Source organism: Enterobacter cloacae complex sp. GF14B (assembly GCF_004136805.1).
In the GTDB taxonomy this organism is placed as follows: domain Bacteria; phylum Pseudomonadota; class Gammaproteobacteria; order Enterobacterales; family Enterobacteriaceae; genus Enterobacter; species Enterobacter hormaechei_C.
Window position 1 is genome coordinate 1 of record NZ_QFRV01000039.1, and the last position, 15,181, is coordinate 15,181.

Below are 15,181 nucleotides of genomic sequence, written 5' to 3' on the forward strand. Positions count from 1 at the left end.
ACCATCAGTGATGTGATCCACTTCTCCTGTGACGACCACAACGGCATGGGTCTGACGGGCGAGCGTCTGCGCAGCGGTCAACGCGCTCGCTGCCGTATCGGTGGAATCAACCCCGCGCCCGCCCGCACTCATTCCGGCAAGGGCGAGGATTTCGGAGGCGTTTCCACGAATGGCCGCAGGTTTAAGGGATAATATTTGCTGGCAAAAACGGGTGCGGAACGCCAGCGCGCCAACCGCAACCGGATCCAGAACCCAGGGTGTGCCCGCGGCTACAGCGCTCTCAATAGCCCGACGCATCGACTGGGCGCGCGGTGCGGTGAGTGTACCCACGTTGATGAGCAGAGCATCGGCAAGCGCGGCAAACTGTTCCGCTTCCTCGGCTTCGATCACCATTGCCGGGGAAGCGCCCAGCGCGAGCAGCACGTTGGCGGTGAAGGTCTGCACGACATCGTTGGTCATACAATGCGTGAGCGGGGAACGGGTTCGGAATTGATGTAAAACGTGTGAGTCGAGCAGGTCAGGCTGCATGGTTTCGCTCCTGCCGTGCGTGAAGAAGCGATGACCGGGTAGGCATCTGACTTCCCTACGCTGGCATTATCCAGATCAGGTAATACGGGTATTTCTCAGCCTTCACAAAGAAGGGCACCCCGAGTCAAATTACTTATAAAACAGTTACTTACAAAATGGCATTTCGTAGTCATGTAGTGTAACCGGGGGGTAACCCGGGTGCAAGGAGTTTTGGGCTGTCCGTTAACCCCCTGTAACGAACAATAAACGACAAGATATTAACTACGCTCAATATGTATACATTATTGTTCAGTTAATTATCCCGCCATATTTGTTAAGAACTCATTAAATATAATATTCACTTTCTGTGCTGAGAAATTTTATTTTTATCCATAATGACTCACCGGGAGTGATTTTATAAGACAGCCCACCTGCTTTCGTATGAAATAAACTCAGGCATCAATGTAAACATTTATTTTGCAGAAATTTATTTCTGTCAATTACTTAATCTGACCCTCTCATTTCCCTCGTCATTTTCACTTTAATGTTTACATTAATAACAACCGCAAAATGACTTTTACGCCCTCGGAACTATTCATAGTATTTATGACTTAGATCAACATCATTGGTCTGCGTTTAATTGATAGTTCACTCGCGTTACTAAATAAGATTTAGACAACCTTCAACCGTTTTTTAAATCCAAAAAATAAAGCTGTTCAGCTTCAGTACTTTCGATAATTAATGATGTGAGCTTTTTAAATGAAATCTATGAATAAAAATTTTACTGCTATTTTTGTAATGGGCATTGTCTTAGCGGGTACAATGAGCCAGGCTGAAGCCGCGAATACGGTTTGGGACGATCAGCAAATCACTAATATTGTAAATGACCATCAGGATCAAATTACACAAAACAACGCTGATAGTATTAACCGTGATAGCGCAACGGATAACCGCTTAACGCAGGTTAACGACGACCTTCAGTCCACAAAACTGGGCGTGTTAGTCGTGGATAAAATGGCTAACGACGCACATCATAAAGCGTTGCTTGCTGGCGCACTTGCCGATACCGCCAGTCTGAAAAGTGAGACGGCCTTACAGGGTGTGGCGACTAACGGCACAGCCATTATCAACCTTCAACACGTCGATAATATTCAGGATAGCCGCCTTACTGCTCTCGAAAATGCACCTAAACCCATCAACGGTGCAGATGGAGCGAAAGGTGATAAAGGGGATACCGGTGCGACTGGCGCAAAGGGTGATAAAGGGAATACCGGTGTAACTGGCGCGAAGGGTGAAAAAGGCGATGCTGGCGCGACAGGTATGAAAGGTGATAAGGGTGATACTGGCGCACAAGGCATTGCGGGAAGAAACGGTCGCGACGGTGCAGACGGTCATAACGGTAAAGATGGTGTGACAACCACCGTGACACAACGACAGCTGGATACAGCTACCCAGGCGAAGGTCGCTAAAAATAGCATGGCTGTTACTGCCGCCACGCAGGATCTGCAAGCCACCAGGCAGTCATTACAGGCAATGAATACTAACACCAGCCAGCAATTTAAATCTCTGCGTGATGAAGTGGACAATAATAAGAAGCAGGCTAATGCCGGTATTTCAGGGGCGATGGCGATGGCGGGTTTGCCACAAGTGCAAACCAATCAGCGCGTCATGTTCTCTGCTGGTGGTGCGACTTACAACGGTGAGAGCGCGCTTGCTGTCGGTGCGTCCGTTAACTTTAATTCCCATGTCATCGCGAAAGTGAGCTTCTCAGATGACACTGCGAATAATATGGGCGCTTCGGTTGGGATTGGTATGGGCTTTTAAAGCGTAAAACAATCGTCGGGACAAGTATAAAGCCTCATTTTGCGGATGAGCATTTCGTTGATACAAAAAGATGTCTAAATATATTTTTATTTCGGTAGCCCTGTATCTAATGCTGATTTCGGTCGGGATCTGGATCGGCGTGATGTATGTCTCCTGGTATTTGTGTCGTTTTTAAGGCAATAAAATGAAAAAATTAATGATGTTAGTCATAAGTGGTACCGTGCTTGCAGGTTGTGTCTCGCCTGCGCACGCCATAAACGACCATTATCGCGCTCAATTAGAACGTTCGGGATGCACGCAAATTAGCGCTGGCGATGGCTCTTGCGATGTCAGCAAAACCAAAGCGGAAAACACGGCACAACACGAACCAACGGCATCCGTTCACGATCCCCTGCGTGAAGCCTCGTTCTCGTCGGATACGGTTAACGCCACGCTTTCTAACGGCTTTTTTAGCGCTACCGTGAACGGCAAAAAAGCCAGCGTTAAACGTCTGAATGCGAATTTCTATGAGATCCATGGTAACGGTTTTGTGATATCGATAAGCCTGGATGAAAACGGTATTACGGACGCGTCATGGAATAAAACGAAGGGACGCGAACACGGCGTTTTACGCGTTAGTCAGAAATAAACAGCGTAAGGAGGCTCTCTGCCTCCTTTTCGCCTGCCAATCGCACGATTTGTCACACTCTTTTGTCTGATTTTACAATGCTGACAAATCATACGTAAGCTGCTGTTTTTATTTAGCATAAAGTGCAATCTTCCCCATACAAACGGCGTTCTTCCCTGCCCTGTGCCCTGTGTCACAAAACAGTAAACAAATTAACCATTGAGCCCGGTGACAAAAGGCTCTATATTGGCGGCGTTTTTTTCAGGCCCCATCTGTTTTTTAACTTTTTATTCAATCGTGGCTCATAACGAAGCGGCGGTTGTAGGAGTGATATGATGACGGATAAAGTCCGTATTGACACCGTAGATGCCCACAAAAGCAACGAAACCTATCTGGCCCGTCAGGCCGAATTTGAATCTAACGTCAGGAGTTATCCGCGCAAACTGCCTTTAGCGATCACAAAAGCAGAAGGCGTGTGGATCACCGATGCAGATAATAAAGAATACCTTGACTGTTTAGCTGGCGCAGGCACCCTGGCGCTTGGCCACAATCATCCTGATGTGCTGAAAAGCATCCAAAATGTCATTACCAGCGGCTTGCCGTTACATACCCTGGATCTGACCACGCCGCTGAAAGACGCGTTTTCAGAATACCTTCTCTCTCTGTTGCCTGGTCAGGGCAAAGAGTACTGCCTGCAATTCACTGGCCCGTCCGGGGCTGACGCCGTTGAAGCGGCGCTGAAGCTGGCGAAAAAAGTGACCGGTCGTAGCGGTATCATCAGTTTCTCTGGTGGTTACCACGGTATGACCCACGGCGCACTGTCCGTCACCGGCAACCTGTCTCCTAAAGAAGCGGTTGACGGTATGATGCCAGAAGTCCAGTTCATGCCTTACCCACACGAGTACCGTTGCCCACTGGGTATCGGTGGTGAAGCGGGCGTGAAGGCGCTGACCTACTACTTCGAAAATCTGATTAACGACGTTGAAAGCGGCGTGCGTAAACCTGCCGCGGTGATCCTCGAAGCCGTTCAGGGTGAAGGTGGCGTGAACCCGGCACCTGTTGAGTGGTTGCAGCGCATCCGTAAAGTCACTCAGGAACACGGTATCCTGCTGATCCTCGACGAAGTCCAGGCTGGCTTTGCCCGTACCGGTAAATTCTTTGCCTTCGAACACGCAGGTATCGAGCCAGACATCATCGTGATGTCTAAAGCAGTCGGTGGCGGTCTGCCGCTGGCCGTGCTCGGTATCAAAAAGCAGTTCGATGCATGGGCGCCAGGCCACCATACCGGTACCTTCCGCGGCAACCAGCTGGCGATGGCAACCGGTCTGACGACGCTGAAGATCCTGAAAGACCAGAATATCGCGGGTAAAGTGGCCGCACAGGGCGAATGGCTGAAAGGCCAGCTGAAAGAGATGGCGAAACGCTATCCGGTTATCGGTCACGTTCGCGGTCTGGGCATGATGATCGGTATTGAGATCGTTAAGCCGCACGAAGCCGCTGACCACATGGGTTGCTTCCCGGGCGACGGCGAGCTGTCTGCACTGATTCAGAAGAAGTGCTTCGAAGCAGGCTTGATTCTGGAGCGTGGCGGCCGTAACGGTATCGTTCTGCGTCTGCTGCCTTCTCTGCTGATCAGCGATGACGAGCTGAAAGTCTTCCTGGATAAATTCGAGCAGGCACTGCTTGCTGCGGGCGTTAGCCCGGCGTAACCGGAGTTATTGATTACGATGTCTGATTCAAACCCAATTTTGTTCTCCTCTGCGCAGAGCATTGAAGCTTACCAGCAGGCGATTGAACAAAGCACTCAGGCTGTGATGCAGTGGCTGAAACAGCCTGAGATGTACCAGGGCAAAACGGTCGCGGAGCTGCGCGACCGTATTAAGCTGGATTTCAACCCGAAAGGGCTGGGCAACGAAGCGGCGATTGAACGCGCCGTGGAGTTCTTCCTGAAAGACAGCTTGTCCGTTCATCACCCGCAGTGTGTGGCGCACCTGCACTGCCCAAGCCTGGTGGTTAGCCAGGCGGCGGAAGTACTGATTAACGCCACCAACCAGAGTATGGATTCCTGGGATCAAAGCCCGTCCGCAACCATCATCGAGATCAAACTGATCGAGTGGCTGCGTACCCGCGTGGGTTATCAGGCTGGCGACGCAGGCGTCTTCACCAGCGGCGGTACCCAGAGTAACCTCATGGGGCTGATGCTGGCGCGTGACGCGTTCTTTGCGCGTCAGGGCCATTCTGTTCAGCAGGACGGTCTGACAGGCGATCTGCGTAAGATCCGCGTTCTGTGCTCGGAAAACGCACACTTCTCCGTGCAGAAAAACATGGCGCTGATGGGTCTGGGCTACCAGTCCGTGGTGCAGGTGAAAACGGACGAATTCTCCCGCATGGATCTCACCGATCTGGCGGCGAAAATCGAACAGTGCAACGCGAACGGCGAGCAGATCCTGGCGATTGTGGCCACGGCCGGTACGACCGATGCGGGTGCTATCGATCCGCTGCGTGCTATTGCTGAGCTGGCTGCGAAACAGAATATCTGGGTGCACGTTGATGCGGCCTGGGGCGGCGCGCTGCTGATGTCTGAGCAGTATCGTCACTACCTGGACGGTATCGAGCTGGTGGATTCCGTCACCCTGGACTTCCACAAGCAGTTCTTCCAGACCATCAGCTGCGGTGCGTTCCTGCTGAAGGAAGCGCGTCACTATGAGCTGATGCGCTATCAGGCGGCCTATCTGAACTCTGAGTTCGATGAAGAAGCAGGTGTACCTAACCTGGTCTCCAAATCTCTGCAAACCACGCGCCGTTTCGACGCGCTGAAACTGTGGATGAGCCTGGAAGCGCTGGGTCAGGAGCAATACGCGGCAATCATCGATCACGGCGTGACGCTGGCACAGCAGGTTGCGGCTTACGTGAAAGAGCAGTCTGCTCTGGAACTGGTGATGCAACCCCAGCTGGCAAGCGTGCTGTTCCGCTTCCGTCCGCAGGCGCAAATGGATGACGCCGGTATTGCCCTGCTGAACCAGAAAATTGGCGATGCGCTGCTGGAGTCTGGCCGTGCAAACGTCGGTGTGACCGAGCATAACGGTATCACCTGCCTGAAGCTGACTCTGCTGAACCCAACCGTGACGCTGGAGGATGTTAAAGTCCTGCTGTCTCTGGTTGAGCGTACCGCGCAGGAAGTGATGGCGAAGTAATGCTTATCCCTCTCCCACCCGGGAGAGGGATTGTTTTTCCCGCGCTAACGCCTGTCTCCTTTTTTCCTCGAAGCATAACCGTAGTCACACTGGCTGTACCCCGAGCTGTAAAACAGCGCTGCGGATTTAACAATATCGTTGAGGATTGTGCCGCTGACCTTCACACCAACATGCTGGAGACGTTTAACGGTATTCTCCATCTCTTTCACGCTGGTTTTATCGAAACGGGCAACCATTAGCGTTGTTCCGGCTGCTCTGGCGACCAGCGAGGCATCGGTGACGGCCAGGACTGGCGGTGTATCGATGATGACAATGTCATATTGCTCGTTAACCCAGGACATGATGTCAAGGAAGCGTTCGCTTAACAGCAATTCTAACGGACGCAGGGGTTCCGGGCCGCAGGTGATGACGTCAATTCCCGCTTTTTCAGCATGCTGAATGACCTCCGTAAAGTCGCATTTCCCTTCAAGCAGGCAGGACAATCCGTAGCGGTTCTCCAGGCCAAAAATATTATGAACATAGCCCTGGCGCATATCCGCATCAATAAACAGCACCCGCTGACCGCTCTGCCCGGCGACGGCCGCCAGATTCGTCGCCACCAGCGTTTTTCCGCAGTCCTGAGTGGGGCCAGAAATCATCACAATGCGGTTCTCAGCCTCCATCATGGCGAAATACAGACTGGTTCGCAGCCCGCGTACCGCTTCAACAAACATATCAGCAGGGCGATCGACGGGCAGGAAAGGCACATCCGAGGTTTTGTGTTTCCAGCGACGAGAGAACGGATTTTTTCTGCGCAAATGCGTTTTACTCCACAGCCACTGGGAACGTGGCAACGTAGCCAGAACCGGCAGCCCCTGCGCTTCCAGTTGCTCGGAAAGCGTGATCCCACGTTTGAACGCCTGGCGTACCAGCACGGTCCCCATTGCGAGCATTAGGCCGAACAGCGCGCCAAGAATGATGATTAACGCTTTTCGCGGCTTTATCGGATCCGGGTGCGTAACCGCCTCATCAATGATCCTCACGTTCCCGACAGCGCTGGAGCGGGAAATATTCAGCTCCTGCTGACGCGTCAATAGCTGTAAATAAATGGTGCGGCCCGACTCAACATCGCGGCTCAGGCGTAAAATCTCCTGCTGCGTGGAGGGCATAGCTGACACACGATTATTCAGGCGATCCCGTTCCCGCTCAAGGGTCTGTCTCTTTTCATGCAATGCACGATAGGTAGGGTGACTCTTTTTAAAGAGCTGGGAGATCTCTGCCTCCCGGAACGTCAGCTCATTTAGCTGGTTCTCAACGTTAACTACCTGATCCAGTACGGATTTTGCCTCTAAAGACAGATCCACCGAGTCACGCTGCGCCCGATAAGCATTCAGCCGTGCTTCAGCCTGATCCAGATCCGCTCTGATTTTCGGCAACTGCTCCTGTAAAAAATCCAGACTACGAGAATCCTGAGCCTCCTGGCGCGCGATATTTTGCTGAAGATAATTGTCAGCAATCGCATTCAGCACCCGGGCGATGTTGTCAGGATTTTCACCCGTCAGGGTTAAGGTCACGATACCACTCTGTTTCTCCGACTCCGCAACCGTGAGGCTCTTCTTCAGGGCGTTGATCGTCTCCAGCCGCGTCAACGATTTAAGCGAAAATTGCGTGCCTGGCGTCGCCTCAATCGACGTCACCAGCAGAACGATCCCTTGCGTGACCAGCGTTTTCCCAACCCGACCGTCTGCCTCAATGTTTTCGCCCGTCAGGTGATATTTTCCCGCTTCCTGTACGGTCAGCGTGAGCTCTTGCGCTTTGCCTTCCACCTGCGGGATCTGGAGTTCGCCTAACGTGATCTTACCCTGCCCACGCCCTTGCAGACGCTGCCAGAGACGCCCCACCACAGGCAAAACGCGCTGCTTTGCCTGCTGCGTCAGACCTAATTTGTCGACGGTCTCGCCGAGTATCATGCGTGATTTCAGCAGTAAAATTTCAGGGGCAACATCCGGCGAAACATCGGTGCCCAGCTGACTCAGCCCTTTAAGCAGACTGTTATCCTGTTTGCTTTCTATTTGCACCATGGCATCCGCCTGATAAACAGGGGGCGTAACCCAGGCATAGAGACCGGCGCATAGGGTGAACAGGAATGTCACGCACAGAATCATCGTGCGGTGGTCGATCATCTCGACGAGCAAACGAACGAGATCGACTTCATGTTGTTGGGGTGCCGCTGCACCATAATTGTCTGTTGTGTAAGACGACATTAATGCTTCATTCCTTTCTGACCTAAACGACGTGCCCATTCCTGGCTGGCTTTACCCAATAGCCCGAACACATATTCAAACGCTTCCCGGCTTTTACGGTAGGGATCGGGGATATCCTGCGGCTCCAGCCATTGCCCAAAAAGCAGCGACTTTCCCCTGCTCTCCGGCGCCATGGCCGCAATGAAGCGAAGATGTTCCGGCTCCATCACCAGGATAAGATCGGCTCCCTGCATCAGATTGCGTGTCAGCCGGCGCGCCACATGACCGTCGAGGGAGATCCCATGCCGCCAGGCGACGTCCTGGGCGCTGTCATCCGCCGGGCACCCCTCAAGCCCGTATATCCCCGCCGAGGCGATATGTCTGTCGGGCAGGTGCTGGCGTAAAAGCCGCTCCCCAATCGGAGAACGGCAGATATTTCCGGTGCAAACCACGAGTATTGATTTGAACATTATTGCGGCCACGATCTGATGTAACGAACCGTTTCGGTAAGGTCATGCACCCCGCTGATGGTCGGAACAAGCTGTGATATCACGCGATTCCAGCGGGACAGTGGTGCAGTGGTGACATAGACAATGTCATAAGGCTCAAGCTGAAACTCGGTGCCTAACACCATGGCTGATGCGTCCTGAGCATTGAGCTGGTAGATGTTGGCAATTTTCTCTGAACGCTCGCTTTTCGGCAGCGAACGAATGACAAAAATTCCGGTGGCATCGGCCATATTCTGGTTCAGCCCACCCGCATTGCCCAGCGCTTCGGCCAGGGTCATGCCGCTGCGATCCATTTTCAGCGTGCTCTGTTTAACGACCTCGCCCATGACGAACACTTTCAGCGCATCGTTACGGGGGACAAACAGAATATCGCCGGGATAGAGCAGCTTATTTTGGGTGAGATCGCCATGCTGCATCAGCGCATATAGCGAGAGGCGCATATCCTTCCCATTATGCGTCAGCACGACATTGCGCCAGTCCGCGTCGGCAGAGAGCCCCCCTGCGGCGTTCACGGCATCCATTACCGTTAACGGAATATTGGTGATAGCCTGCTGCCCCGACTTCACCACCTCGCCCGTCACATAGGCTTTTTGCGAGCGGAAAGAGGCGACGCTGACGTCCACCTGCGGACTTTCAATGACATTGTTCAGCCGGGCCGTGATCTCCTCGCGTACCCGTGCGACCGTTTTGCCTGCCACCTGCAATTTACCGACATAAGGATAGAAAAGCGTACCGTCGGCATTAACCCAGTTACCGGTGTCACTGGCGCTGCGATACTGCCCTGCCGGGGTTGTCAGTTCAGGGTGATCCCAGACGGTGACGGTCAAAATATCCCCAACGCCGATACGGTATTCCCAGTTTTTGACCTGTTCATCCAGCTTAGGATTTGCCTGAGATTTCAGGGCCGATGGTCGCAATTTTTCAATTAACGAAGGCGTAAGAGGATAAACATCAATCCGCTTCTCCAGACGATCGTTTGCATTTTCTGTGGCCATCACCTCTTTTCCAGCAAGATCCAGATGCTGACCCGGTGAAAATACGCAGCCAGATAATGGCGTAATAATTAAAAACAATATCGAAAAGACTGTTGTGTTTTTCATTGAGTAAAAATATCTTTTTATAGTATTGATTATCGAATACGTGCCGAAATGATGCTTTCCATTCTAAAACAACCCCTTACCGCTAAATTAATTAACAGTGATGGCAGTAATATTTAAAAAACCACAGCATTCCTGCGGCCTGGCTTTTACAGCCATGCATCGTCTGACTTACGGATTAGGAAAGAGGGTTTCGGGCAATCTTAAATGTTCTATTCGTTTAATGCATGCCTGGATCTTTGTAAATTTGCTTTGAAAAAGTTTTTTCAGAATTAATTAATAAACCCATAATTATGTTATCTGCGTAAGCCAATATTTATTCATCGAAGAAATAATTAATGACGGTTGCGACTACACAAAACCGTGCGCTTTTGTTACATTTTTTGCAAACTCACCCTGTGAGGATACTTAAAATGAACTGTCTGCCATCCGTTTGCGGATCTGCACACAAAAAGTATCAGTAACGATATGACTGGAGAAAAAATGGCTAAGCGTAAATTGTTGCTTCTGGGTGTATTAGTGTCACTGGCGGGGGCCGCGCACGCTGCACCGCAAGCGTCGACAGCGCCTTCCGGCATCAAGGCCTACGAAGAACAAGAGTTTATTGCCGATTTTACGAAGTTCAAAATTGGCGACACCGCGCCCGCGCAGTATCAGACGCCCGAGTACACCATCAAACAGTACCAGCTACGTAACCTTCCTGCGCCCGATGCCGGCACACACTGGACCTACATGGGCGAGAATTATGTTCTGATTGGCGATGCCGATGGCAAAATCTACAAAGCCTATAACGGAGATATTTTCTATCACCGCTGATACGATCCTAATCCGTCCGTGGCAGGAGAGCGATCGCCCTTTCCTGCGCACGCTGTTCCTCCACGCCCGGCGTGAAGCCTGGCCGTGGCTGGACAGTTCTGCGTGGCAGCTTGAAGATTTTGACGCGGCAACCCTGGACGAAGAGATTTGGGTGGCGGAGCAGGATGGGCACCGACTTGGCTTTGCCTCAGTCTGGACGAACGATAATTTTCTGCACAACCTGTTTGTCGATCCGCAGTATCAGCGTCTGGGTGTGGGTCATTTGTTACTGGAACAAGTACAGAAGACGTTTACCAGTACAGGCGCGCTGAAGTGTCTGGTGAAGAATGAACGGGCTATTGCGTTTTACCATCGCCACGGCTGGCACATTGAAGCGACGGGAGATTCTCCGGACGGGGAGTATTATTTGATGCACTATCGGCTTGGGTAAAGTCAGGTGGCGCTATGCTTACCTGACCTACAAAATCGAGGTAGGCCGGGTAAGGCAAAGCCGTCACCCGGCACTAACGCGCAGAGGCGTTACACCGCGCGGAAGGCGATTTCACCCGGGATCACTTCCCCCTGCCAGTAGAGCTGCGCCGCAACGCGCCCTGCAAGCTGGCGATACATCTGGGCAAATTCGCTGTCCGGGCGGCTGACCACCGTTGGTTTCCCGCTGTCCAGGTCTTCACGCAAGGAAATATGCAGCGGCATCTGCCCCAGCAGCTGGGTGTGATACTGCGCAGCCAGCTTCTCCGCACCGCCGGTACCAAAGATGGGCTCATGGTGCCCGCAGTTGCTGCAAATATGCATGCTCATGTTCTCGACGATACCCAGTACCGGCACCTCTACCTTCTCGAACATGACGATGCCTTTTTTGGCGTCGATCAGCGCGATATCCTGCGGCGTGGTGACTACGACGGCGCCGGTAACCGGAATGTTCTGCGCCAGCGTCAGCTGGATATCACCGGTGCCCGGCGGCATGTCCAGCACCAGATAATCGAGGTCAGGCCACATTGTCTCCTGCAACATTTGCAGCAGCGCTTTGCTGGCCATCGGGCCACGCCAGACCATCGCGTTATCGTCAGTAACCAGATATCCAATGGAGTTGGTCGCCAGACCGTGCGCCACGATTGGCGCCATGTGGGTGCCGTCCGGCGAAGTTGGACGCTGGTTTTCCGCCCCCAGCATGTTTGGAATGGACGGGCCATAGATATCCGCATCCAGAATGCCGACCTTCGCCCCTTCTGCCGCCAGTGCAAGCGCCAGATTCACGGCGGTAGATGATTTACCCACCCCGCCCTTGCCAGAGCTGACGGCGATGATGTTCTTCACGCCGTTAACGCCCGGCTGATTTTTCACGCGCTTGAGCGTGGCGATGCTGTGGCTTAGCTTCCAGTCAATTGCTTTTGCGCCGGTAATGCGCAGCAGCTCAGAGCTGGTTTGCTCTTTCAGGGCATCAAAGGCGCTGGTCCAGACGAACGGCATCTGTAGCTCGATGTGCAGCGTATCGTCCAGCCATGCGACGTGATGAAGCGCTTTCAGCGTCGTGAGATTGTGCTTCAGGGTTGGATGCTGAAAATTAGCCAGCGTCCCGGCGACCATTGCTCGTAAGGCTTCCGGTGATTTGGCCTGGGATTGAGAACTCATCCCGACTCCTTTGTTCTTGTGAATAAGACCTTAGACAAACAAGTTTACCTGAAAGGCCGCGGTTTGTGCTTACTTAATAATGCCCCTTTTGGTAATATCGAAAACCCTTTTCACAGTTAAAAGAAGTAATGCCTACTATGACTCAAGTCGCGAAAAAAATTCTGGTAACGTGCGCCCTGCCGTACGCCAACGGCTCAATCCACCTCGGCCACATGCTGGAGCATATCCAGGCTGATGTCTGGGTCCGTTACCAGCGAATGCGCGGCCACGAGGTGAACTTTATCTGTGCGGACGATGCCCACGGCACGCCGATCATGCTGAAAGCGCAGCAGCTGGGCATTTCCCCGGAACAGATGATCGCCGAAATGAGTCAGGAGCATCAGACCGATTTTGCTGGCTTTGACATCAGCTATGACAACTATCACTCCACACACAGCGACGAAAACCGCGAGCTGTCGGAGCTGATCTACACCCGTCTGAAAGAGAACGGTTTCATTAAAAACCGCACCATTTCTCAGCTGTACGATCCGGAAAAAGGCATGTTCCTGCCGGACCGTTTCGTTAAAGGCACCTGTCCGAAATGTAAATCCCCGGACCAGTACGGCGATAACTGCGAAGTGTGCGGCGCGACCTACAGCCCCACCGAGCTTATCGAACCGAAATCCGTGGTTTCCGGCGCGACGCCGGTGATGCGTGACTCCGAGCACTTCTTCTTCGACCTGCCGTCGTTCAGCGAAATGCTGAAGGCGTGGACCCGCAGCGGTGCATTGCAGGAGCAGGTCGCGAACAAAATGCAGGAGTGGTTCGAATCCGGTCTGCAACAATGGGATATCTCCCGCGATGCGCCATACTTTGGCTTCGAAATCCCGAACGCACCGGGCAAATATTTCTACGTCTGGCTGGATGCGCCGATTGGCTACATGGGCTCCTTCAAGAATCTGTGTGACAAGCGCGGCGACACCGTAAGCTTCGACGAATACTGGAAGAAAGATTCCGATGCCGAGCTGTATCACTTCATCGGTAAAGACATCGTTTACTTCCACAGCCTGTTCTGGCCAGCAATGCTGGAAGGCAGCAACTTCCGCAAGCCGACCAACCTGTTCGTACATGGCTACGTAACGGTGAACGGCGCGAAGATGTCTAAATCTCGCGGGACGTTTATTAAGGCCAGCACCTGGCTGAACCACTTCGACGCGGACAGCCTGCGCTACTACTACACCGCGAAGCTCTCTTCCCGCATCGACGATATCGACCTGAACCTGGAAGATTTCGTGCAGCGCGTGAACGCGGACATCGTCAACAAGGTGGTGAATCTGGCGTCCCGTAACGCAGGTTTTATCGCCAAACGCTTTGACGGCGTGCTTTCTGCCGAACTGGCCGATCCTGAGCTGTATAAAACCTTCACCGACGCCGCCGCTGCGGTTGGCGAAGCCTGGGAAAGCCGTGAATTCGGTAAAGCCATTCGCGAAATCATGGCGCTGGCAGACGTGGCCAACCGCTATGTGGACGAGCAGGCGCCGTGGGTGGTGGCGAAACAGGAAGGTCGCGACGCCGACTTGCAGGCGATCTGCACCATGGGTCTGAACATGTTCCGCGTGCTGATGACCTGGCTGAAGCCGGTTCTGCCGCAGCTGGCAGCCCGCGCGGAAGCATTCCTGAACACCGAACTGACCTGGGATGCCATCCAGCAGCCGCTGCTCGGCCACAAGGTGAACACCTTTAAAGCGCTGTACAACCGCATCGAGATGAAGCAGGTTGAAGCCCTGGTGGAAGCATCCAAAGAAGAGGTGAAAGCGGCTGCCGCACCGGTGACCGGCCCGCTGGCGGACGATCCGATTCAGGAGACCATCACCTTTGATGATTTCGCTAAAGTCGACCTGCGCGTGGCGCTGATCGAAAACGCGGAGTTCGTGGAAGGCTCTGACAAACTGCTGCGTCTGACGCTGGATCTGGGCGGCGAGAAACGTAACGTCTTCTCCGGCATTCGTTCCGCGTACCCTGATCCGCAGGTGCTGATCGGTCGTCAGACCGTGATGGTGGCAAACCTGGCGCCGCGTAAAATGCGCTTCGGCATCTCCGAAGGGATGGTGATGGCCGCAGGCCCGGGCGGAAAAGACATCTTCCTGTTAAGCCCTGACGAAGGCGCGAAGCCGGGTCAGCAGGTGAAGTAATAAAAAAGCCGGATGAGAATCCGGCTTTTTTTTGCCTGGCGGCGCTACGCTTGCACGGGCCGACGGGTTTTGTAGGCCGGGTCAGGCGAAGCCGCCATCCGGCTAAAAATCACCCCTTCTGGTTATGCACCCGCTGCGTCAACCCACGCAGGAAATAACGCAGAAATTGATCCCCACACTCGCGGTAATTCTTATGATCCGGCGCGCGCATCATGGCGGTGATTTCCGGCATCGACACGCGAAATTTCTGCTCGGTCATGATCGCCAGAATGTCGTCAGTTTTCAGGCAGAAAGCAATACGCAGTTTTTTCAGCACCGTGTTGTTATTCACCCGACGCTCCAGCGCCAGCTCAGGAGCAGATTCATCTTTGCCGCGCTTGTCGTAGATCAGGCCGTTCAGAAAGCCCGACAGAATGATGTCCGGGCAGCGAACAAAACCCTCTTCATCTTCTTTAGTCATCCAGGTGTCGAACCCGGCGGACGTGGATTCCATGTCGGAGAGCGCAAGAATGCGCACCATGTCATTATTGTTCGCTTTCAGGGTGTAGCGCAGGCTACGAAGAATATCGTTACTTAGCATAGAGCCTTCGAATGTCGATGATGCA

At 53.1% G+C, this 15,181-nt stretch carries 13 protein-coding genes and 1 riboswitch; of the genes, 7 read left to right on the forward strand and 6 right to left on the reverse strand.

Going from position 1 to position 15,181, the window contains the following annotated elements; translation table 11 throughout:
• The coding region (gene thiM / locus DD606_RS13960; RefSeq protein ID WP_129258775.1) for a hydroxyethylthiazole kinase at nucleotides 1-528 on the reverse strand (528 nt) is incomplete at its 3' end.
• Between the two features lie 35 nt (nucleotides 529-563).
• Nucleotides 564-660, reverse strand: a riboswitch (TPP riboswitch).
• A 606-nt stretch (nucleotides 661-1,266) separates the two neighbouring features.
• On the opposite strand from thiM, the gene DD606_RS26460 reads away from it, so the two are divergent.
• From DD606_RS26460 to DD606_RS13980, 4 genes are all read left to right on the forward strand, one after another.
• Nucleotides 1,267-2,331 (forward strand): YadA C-terminal domain-containing protein, encoded by a 1,065-nt coding sequence (locus DD606_RS26460; protein ID WP_176602803.1) that lies wholly within the window; start codon nucleotides 1,267-1,269, stop codon nucleotides 2,329-2,331.
• Between the two features lie 184 nt (nucleotides 2,332-2,515).
• Nucleotides 2,516-2,959, forward strand: coding sequence for a hypothetical protein (locus DD606_RS13970; protein WP_058656758.1), 444 nt, complete (start codon nucleotides 2,516-2,518; stop codon nucleotides 2,957-2,959).
• Between the two features lie 311 nt (nucleotides 2,960-3,270).
• A complete protein-coding gene (locus tag DD606_RS13975) occupies nucleotides 3,271-4,647 on the forward strand; it encodes a diaminobutyrate--2-oxoglutarate transaminase (RefSeq protein WP_015572345.1) in 1,377 nt (458 codons plus the stop codon).
• Nucleotides 4,648-4,665: 18 nt separating this feature from the next.
• A complete protein-coding gene (locus DD606_RS13980) occupies nucleotides 4,666-6,132 on the forward strand; it encodes an aspartate aminotransferase family protein (RefSeq protein WP_003859252.1) in 1,467 nt (488 codons plus the stop codon).
• A gap of 44 nt (nucleotides 6,133-6,176) precedes the next feature.
• Here the strand turns inward: DD606_RS13980 and DD606_RS13985 are convergent, their stop codons facing one another.
• From DD606_RS13985 to DD606_RS13995, 3 genes are read right to left on the reverse strand one after another with little or no spacing between them, the layout of a single operon-like run.
• Nucleotides 6,177-8,375, reverse strand: coding sequence for a polysaccharide biosynthesis tyrosine autokinase (locus DD606_RS13985; RefSeq protein WP_058648596.1), 2,199 nt, complete (start codon nucleotides 8,373-8,375; stop codon nucleotides 6,177-6,179).
• Nucleotides 8,375-8,824: a phosphotyrosine protein phosphatase gene (locus tag DD606_RS13990; protein WP_023314531.1), complete on the reverse strand. Its 450-nt coding sequence runs from the start codon at nucleotides 8,822-8,824 to the stop codon at nucleotides 8,375-8,377. Before DD606_RS13990 ends, DD606_RS13985 begins: the two co-directional genes overlap by 1 nt.
• Nucleotides 8,824-9,963, reverse strand: a complete 1,140-nt coding sequence (locus DD606_RS13995; RefSeq protein WP_039268970.1) for a polysaccharide export protein — start codon at nucleotides 9,961-9,963, stop codon at nucleotides 8,824-8,826. The genes DD606_RS13990 and DD606_RS13995 overlap by 1 nt, the downstream gene beginning before the upstream one ends.
• Nucleotides 9,964-10,443: 480 nt before the next feature.
• Between DD606_RS13995 and DD606_RS14000 the strand changes: the two genes are divergently transcribed.
• Together DD606_RS14000 and DD606_RS14005 are read left to right on the forward strand one after the other, a co-directional pair.
• Nucleotides 10,444-10,776: an RcnB family protein gene (locus DD606_RS14000; RefSeq protein ID WP_003859260.1), complete on the forward strand. Its 333-nt coding sequence runs from the start codon at nucleotides 10,444-10,446 to the stop codon at nucleotides 10,774-10,776.
• Nucleotides 10,727-11,206 (forward strand): GNAT family N-acetyltransferase, encoded by a 480-nt coding sequence (locus tag DD606_RS14005; RefSeq protein WP_032609688.1) that lies wholly within the window; start codon nucleotides 10,727-10,729, stop codon nucleotides 11,204-11,206. The genes DD606_RS14000 and DD606_RS14005 overlap by 50 nt, the downstream gene beginning before the upstream one ends.
• An 89-nt stretch (nucleotides 11,207-11,295) precedes the next feature.
• On the opposite strand, the gene apbC is transcribed toward DD606_RS14005, so the two are convergent.
• On the reverse strand, nucleotides 11,296-12,405 hold the full coding sequence (apbC, locus tag DD606_RS14010) for an iron-sulfur cluster carrier protein ApbC (protein WP_003859263.1): 1,110 nt from the start codon (nucleotides 12,403-12,405) through the stop codon (nucleotides 11,296-11,298).
• 137 nt (nucleotides 12,406-12,542) lie between these two features.
• Between apbC and metG the strand changes: the two genes are divergently transcribed.
• Entirely contained in the window at nucleotides 12,543-14,576 is a 2,034-nt protein-coding gene (gene metG, locus DD606_RS14015; RefSeq protein ID WP_023324959.1) for a methionine--tRNA ligase, read from the forward strand.
• 109 nt (nucleotides 14,577-14,685) lie between these two features.
• Here the strand turns inward: metG and DD606_RS14020 are convergent, their stop codons facing one another.
• On the reverse strand, nucleotides 14,686-15,156 hold the full coding sequence (locus DD606_RS14020; protein WP_003859267.1) for a DUF1456 family protein: 471 nt from the start codon (nucleotides 15,154-15,156) through the stop codon (nucleotides 14,686-14,688).
• Nucleotides 15,157-15,181 lie beyond the last annotated feature (25 nt).

What these genes read in the sequence shown, in the direction of transcription:
- DD606_RS26460 (WP_176602803.1), top strand. Translation starts at nt 1,267, where the DNA reads ATGAAATCTATGAATAAAAATTTTACTGCTATTTTTGTAATGGGCATT.
- DD606_RS13970 (WP_058656758.1), top strand. Translation starts at nt 2,516, where the DNA reads ATGAAAAAATTAATGATGTTAGTCATAAGTGGTACCGTGCTTGCAGGT.
- DD606_RS13975 (WP_015572345.1), top strand. Translation starts at nt 3,271, where the DNA reads ATGATGACGGATAAAGTCCGTATTGACACCGTAGATGCCCACAAAAGC.
- DD606_RS13980 (WP_003859252.1), top strand. Translation starts at nt 4,666, where the DNA reads ATGTCTGATTCAAACCCAATTTTGTTCTCCTCTGCGCAGAGCATTGAA.
- DD606_RS13985 (WP_058648596.1), bottom strand. Translation starts at nt 8,375, where the DNA reads ATGTCGTCTTACACAACAGACAATTATGGTGCAGCGGCACCCCAACAA.
- DD606_RS13990 (WP_023314531.1), bottom strand. Translation starts at nt 8,824, where the DNA reads ATGTTCAAATCAATACTCGTGGTTTGCACCGGAAATATCTGCCGTTCT.
- DD606_RS13995 (WP_039268970.1), bottom strand. Translation starts at nt 9,963, where the DNA reads ATGAAAAACACAACAGTCTTTTCGATATTGTTTTTAATTATTACGCCA.
- DD606_RS14000 (WP_003859260.1), top strand. Translation starts at nt 10,444, where the DNA reads ATGGCTAAGCGTAAATTGTTGCTTCTGGGTGTATTAGTGTCACTGGCG.
- DD606_RS14005 (WP_032609688.1), top strand. Translation starts at nt 10,727, where the DNA reads ATGGCAAAATCTACAAAGCCTATAACGGAGATATTTTCTATCACCGCT.
- apbC (WP_003859263.1), bottom strand. Translation starts at nt 12,405, where the DNA reads ATGAGTTCTCAATCCCAGGCCAAATCACCGGAAGCCTTACGAGCAATG.
- metG (WP_023324959.1), top strand. Translation starts at nt 12,543, where the DNA reads ATGACTCAAGTCGCGAAAAAAATTCTGGTAACGTGCGCCCTGCCGTAC.
- DD606_RS14020 (WP_003859267.1), bottom strand. Translation starts at nt 15,156, where the DNA reads ATGCTAAGTAACGATATTCTTCGTAGCCTGCGCTACACCCTGAAAGCG.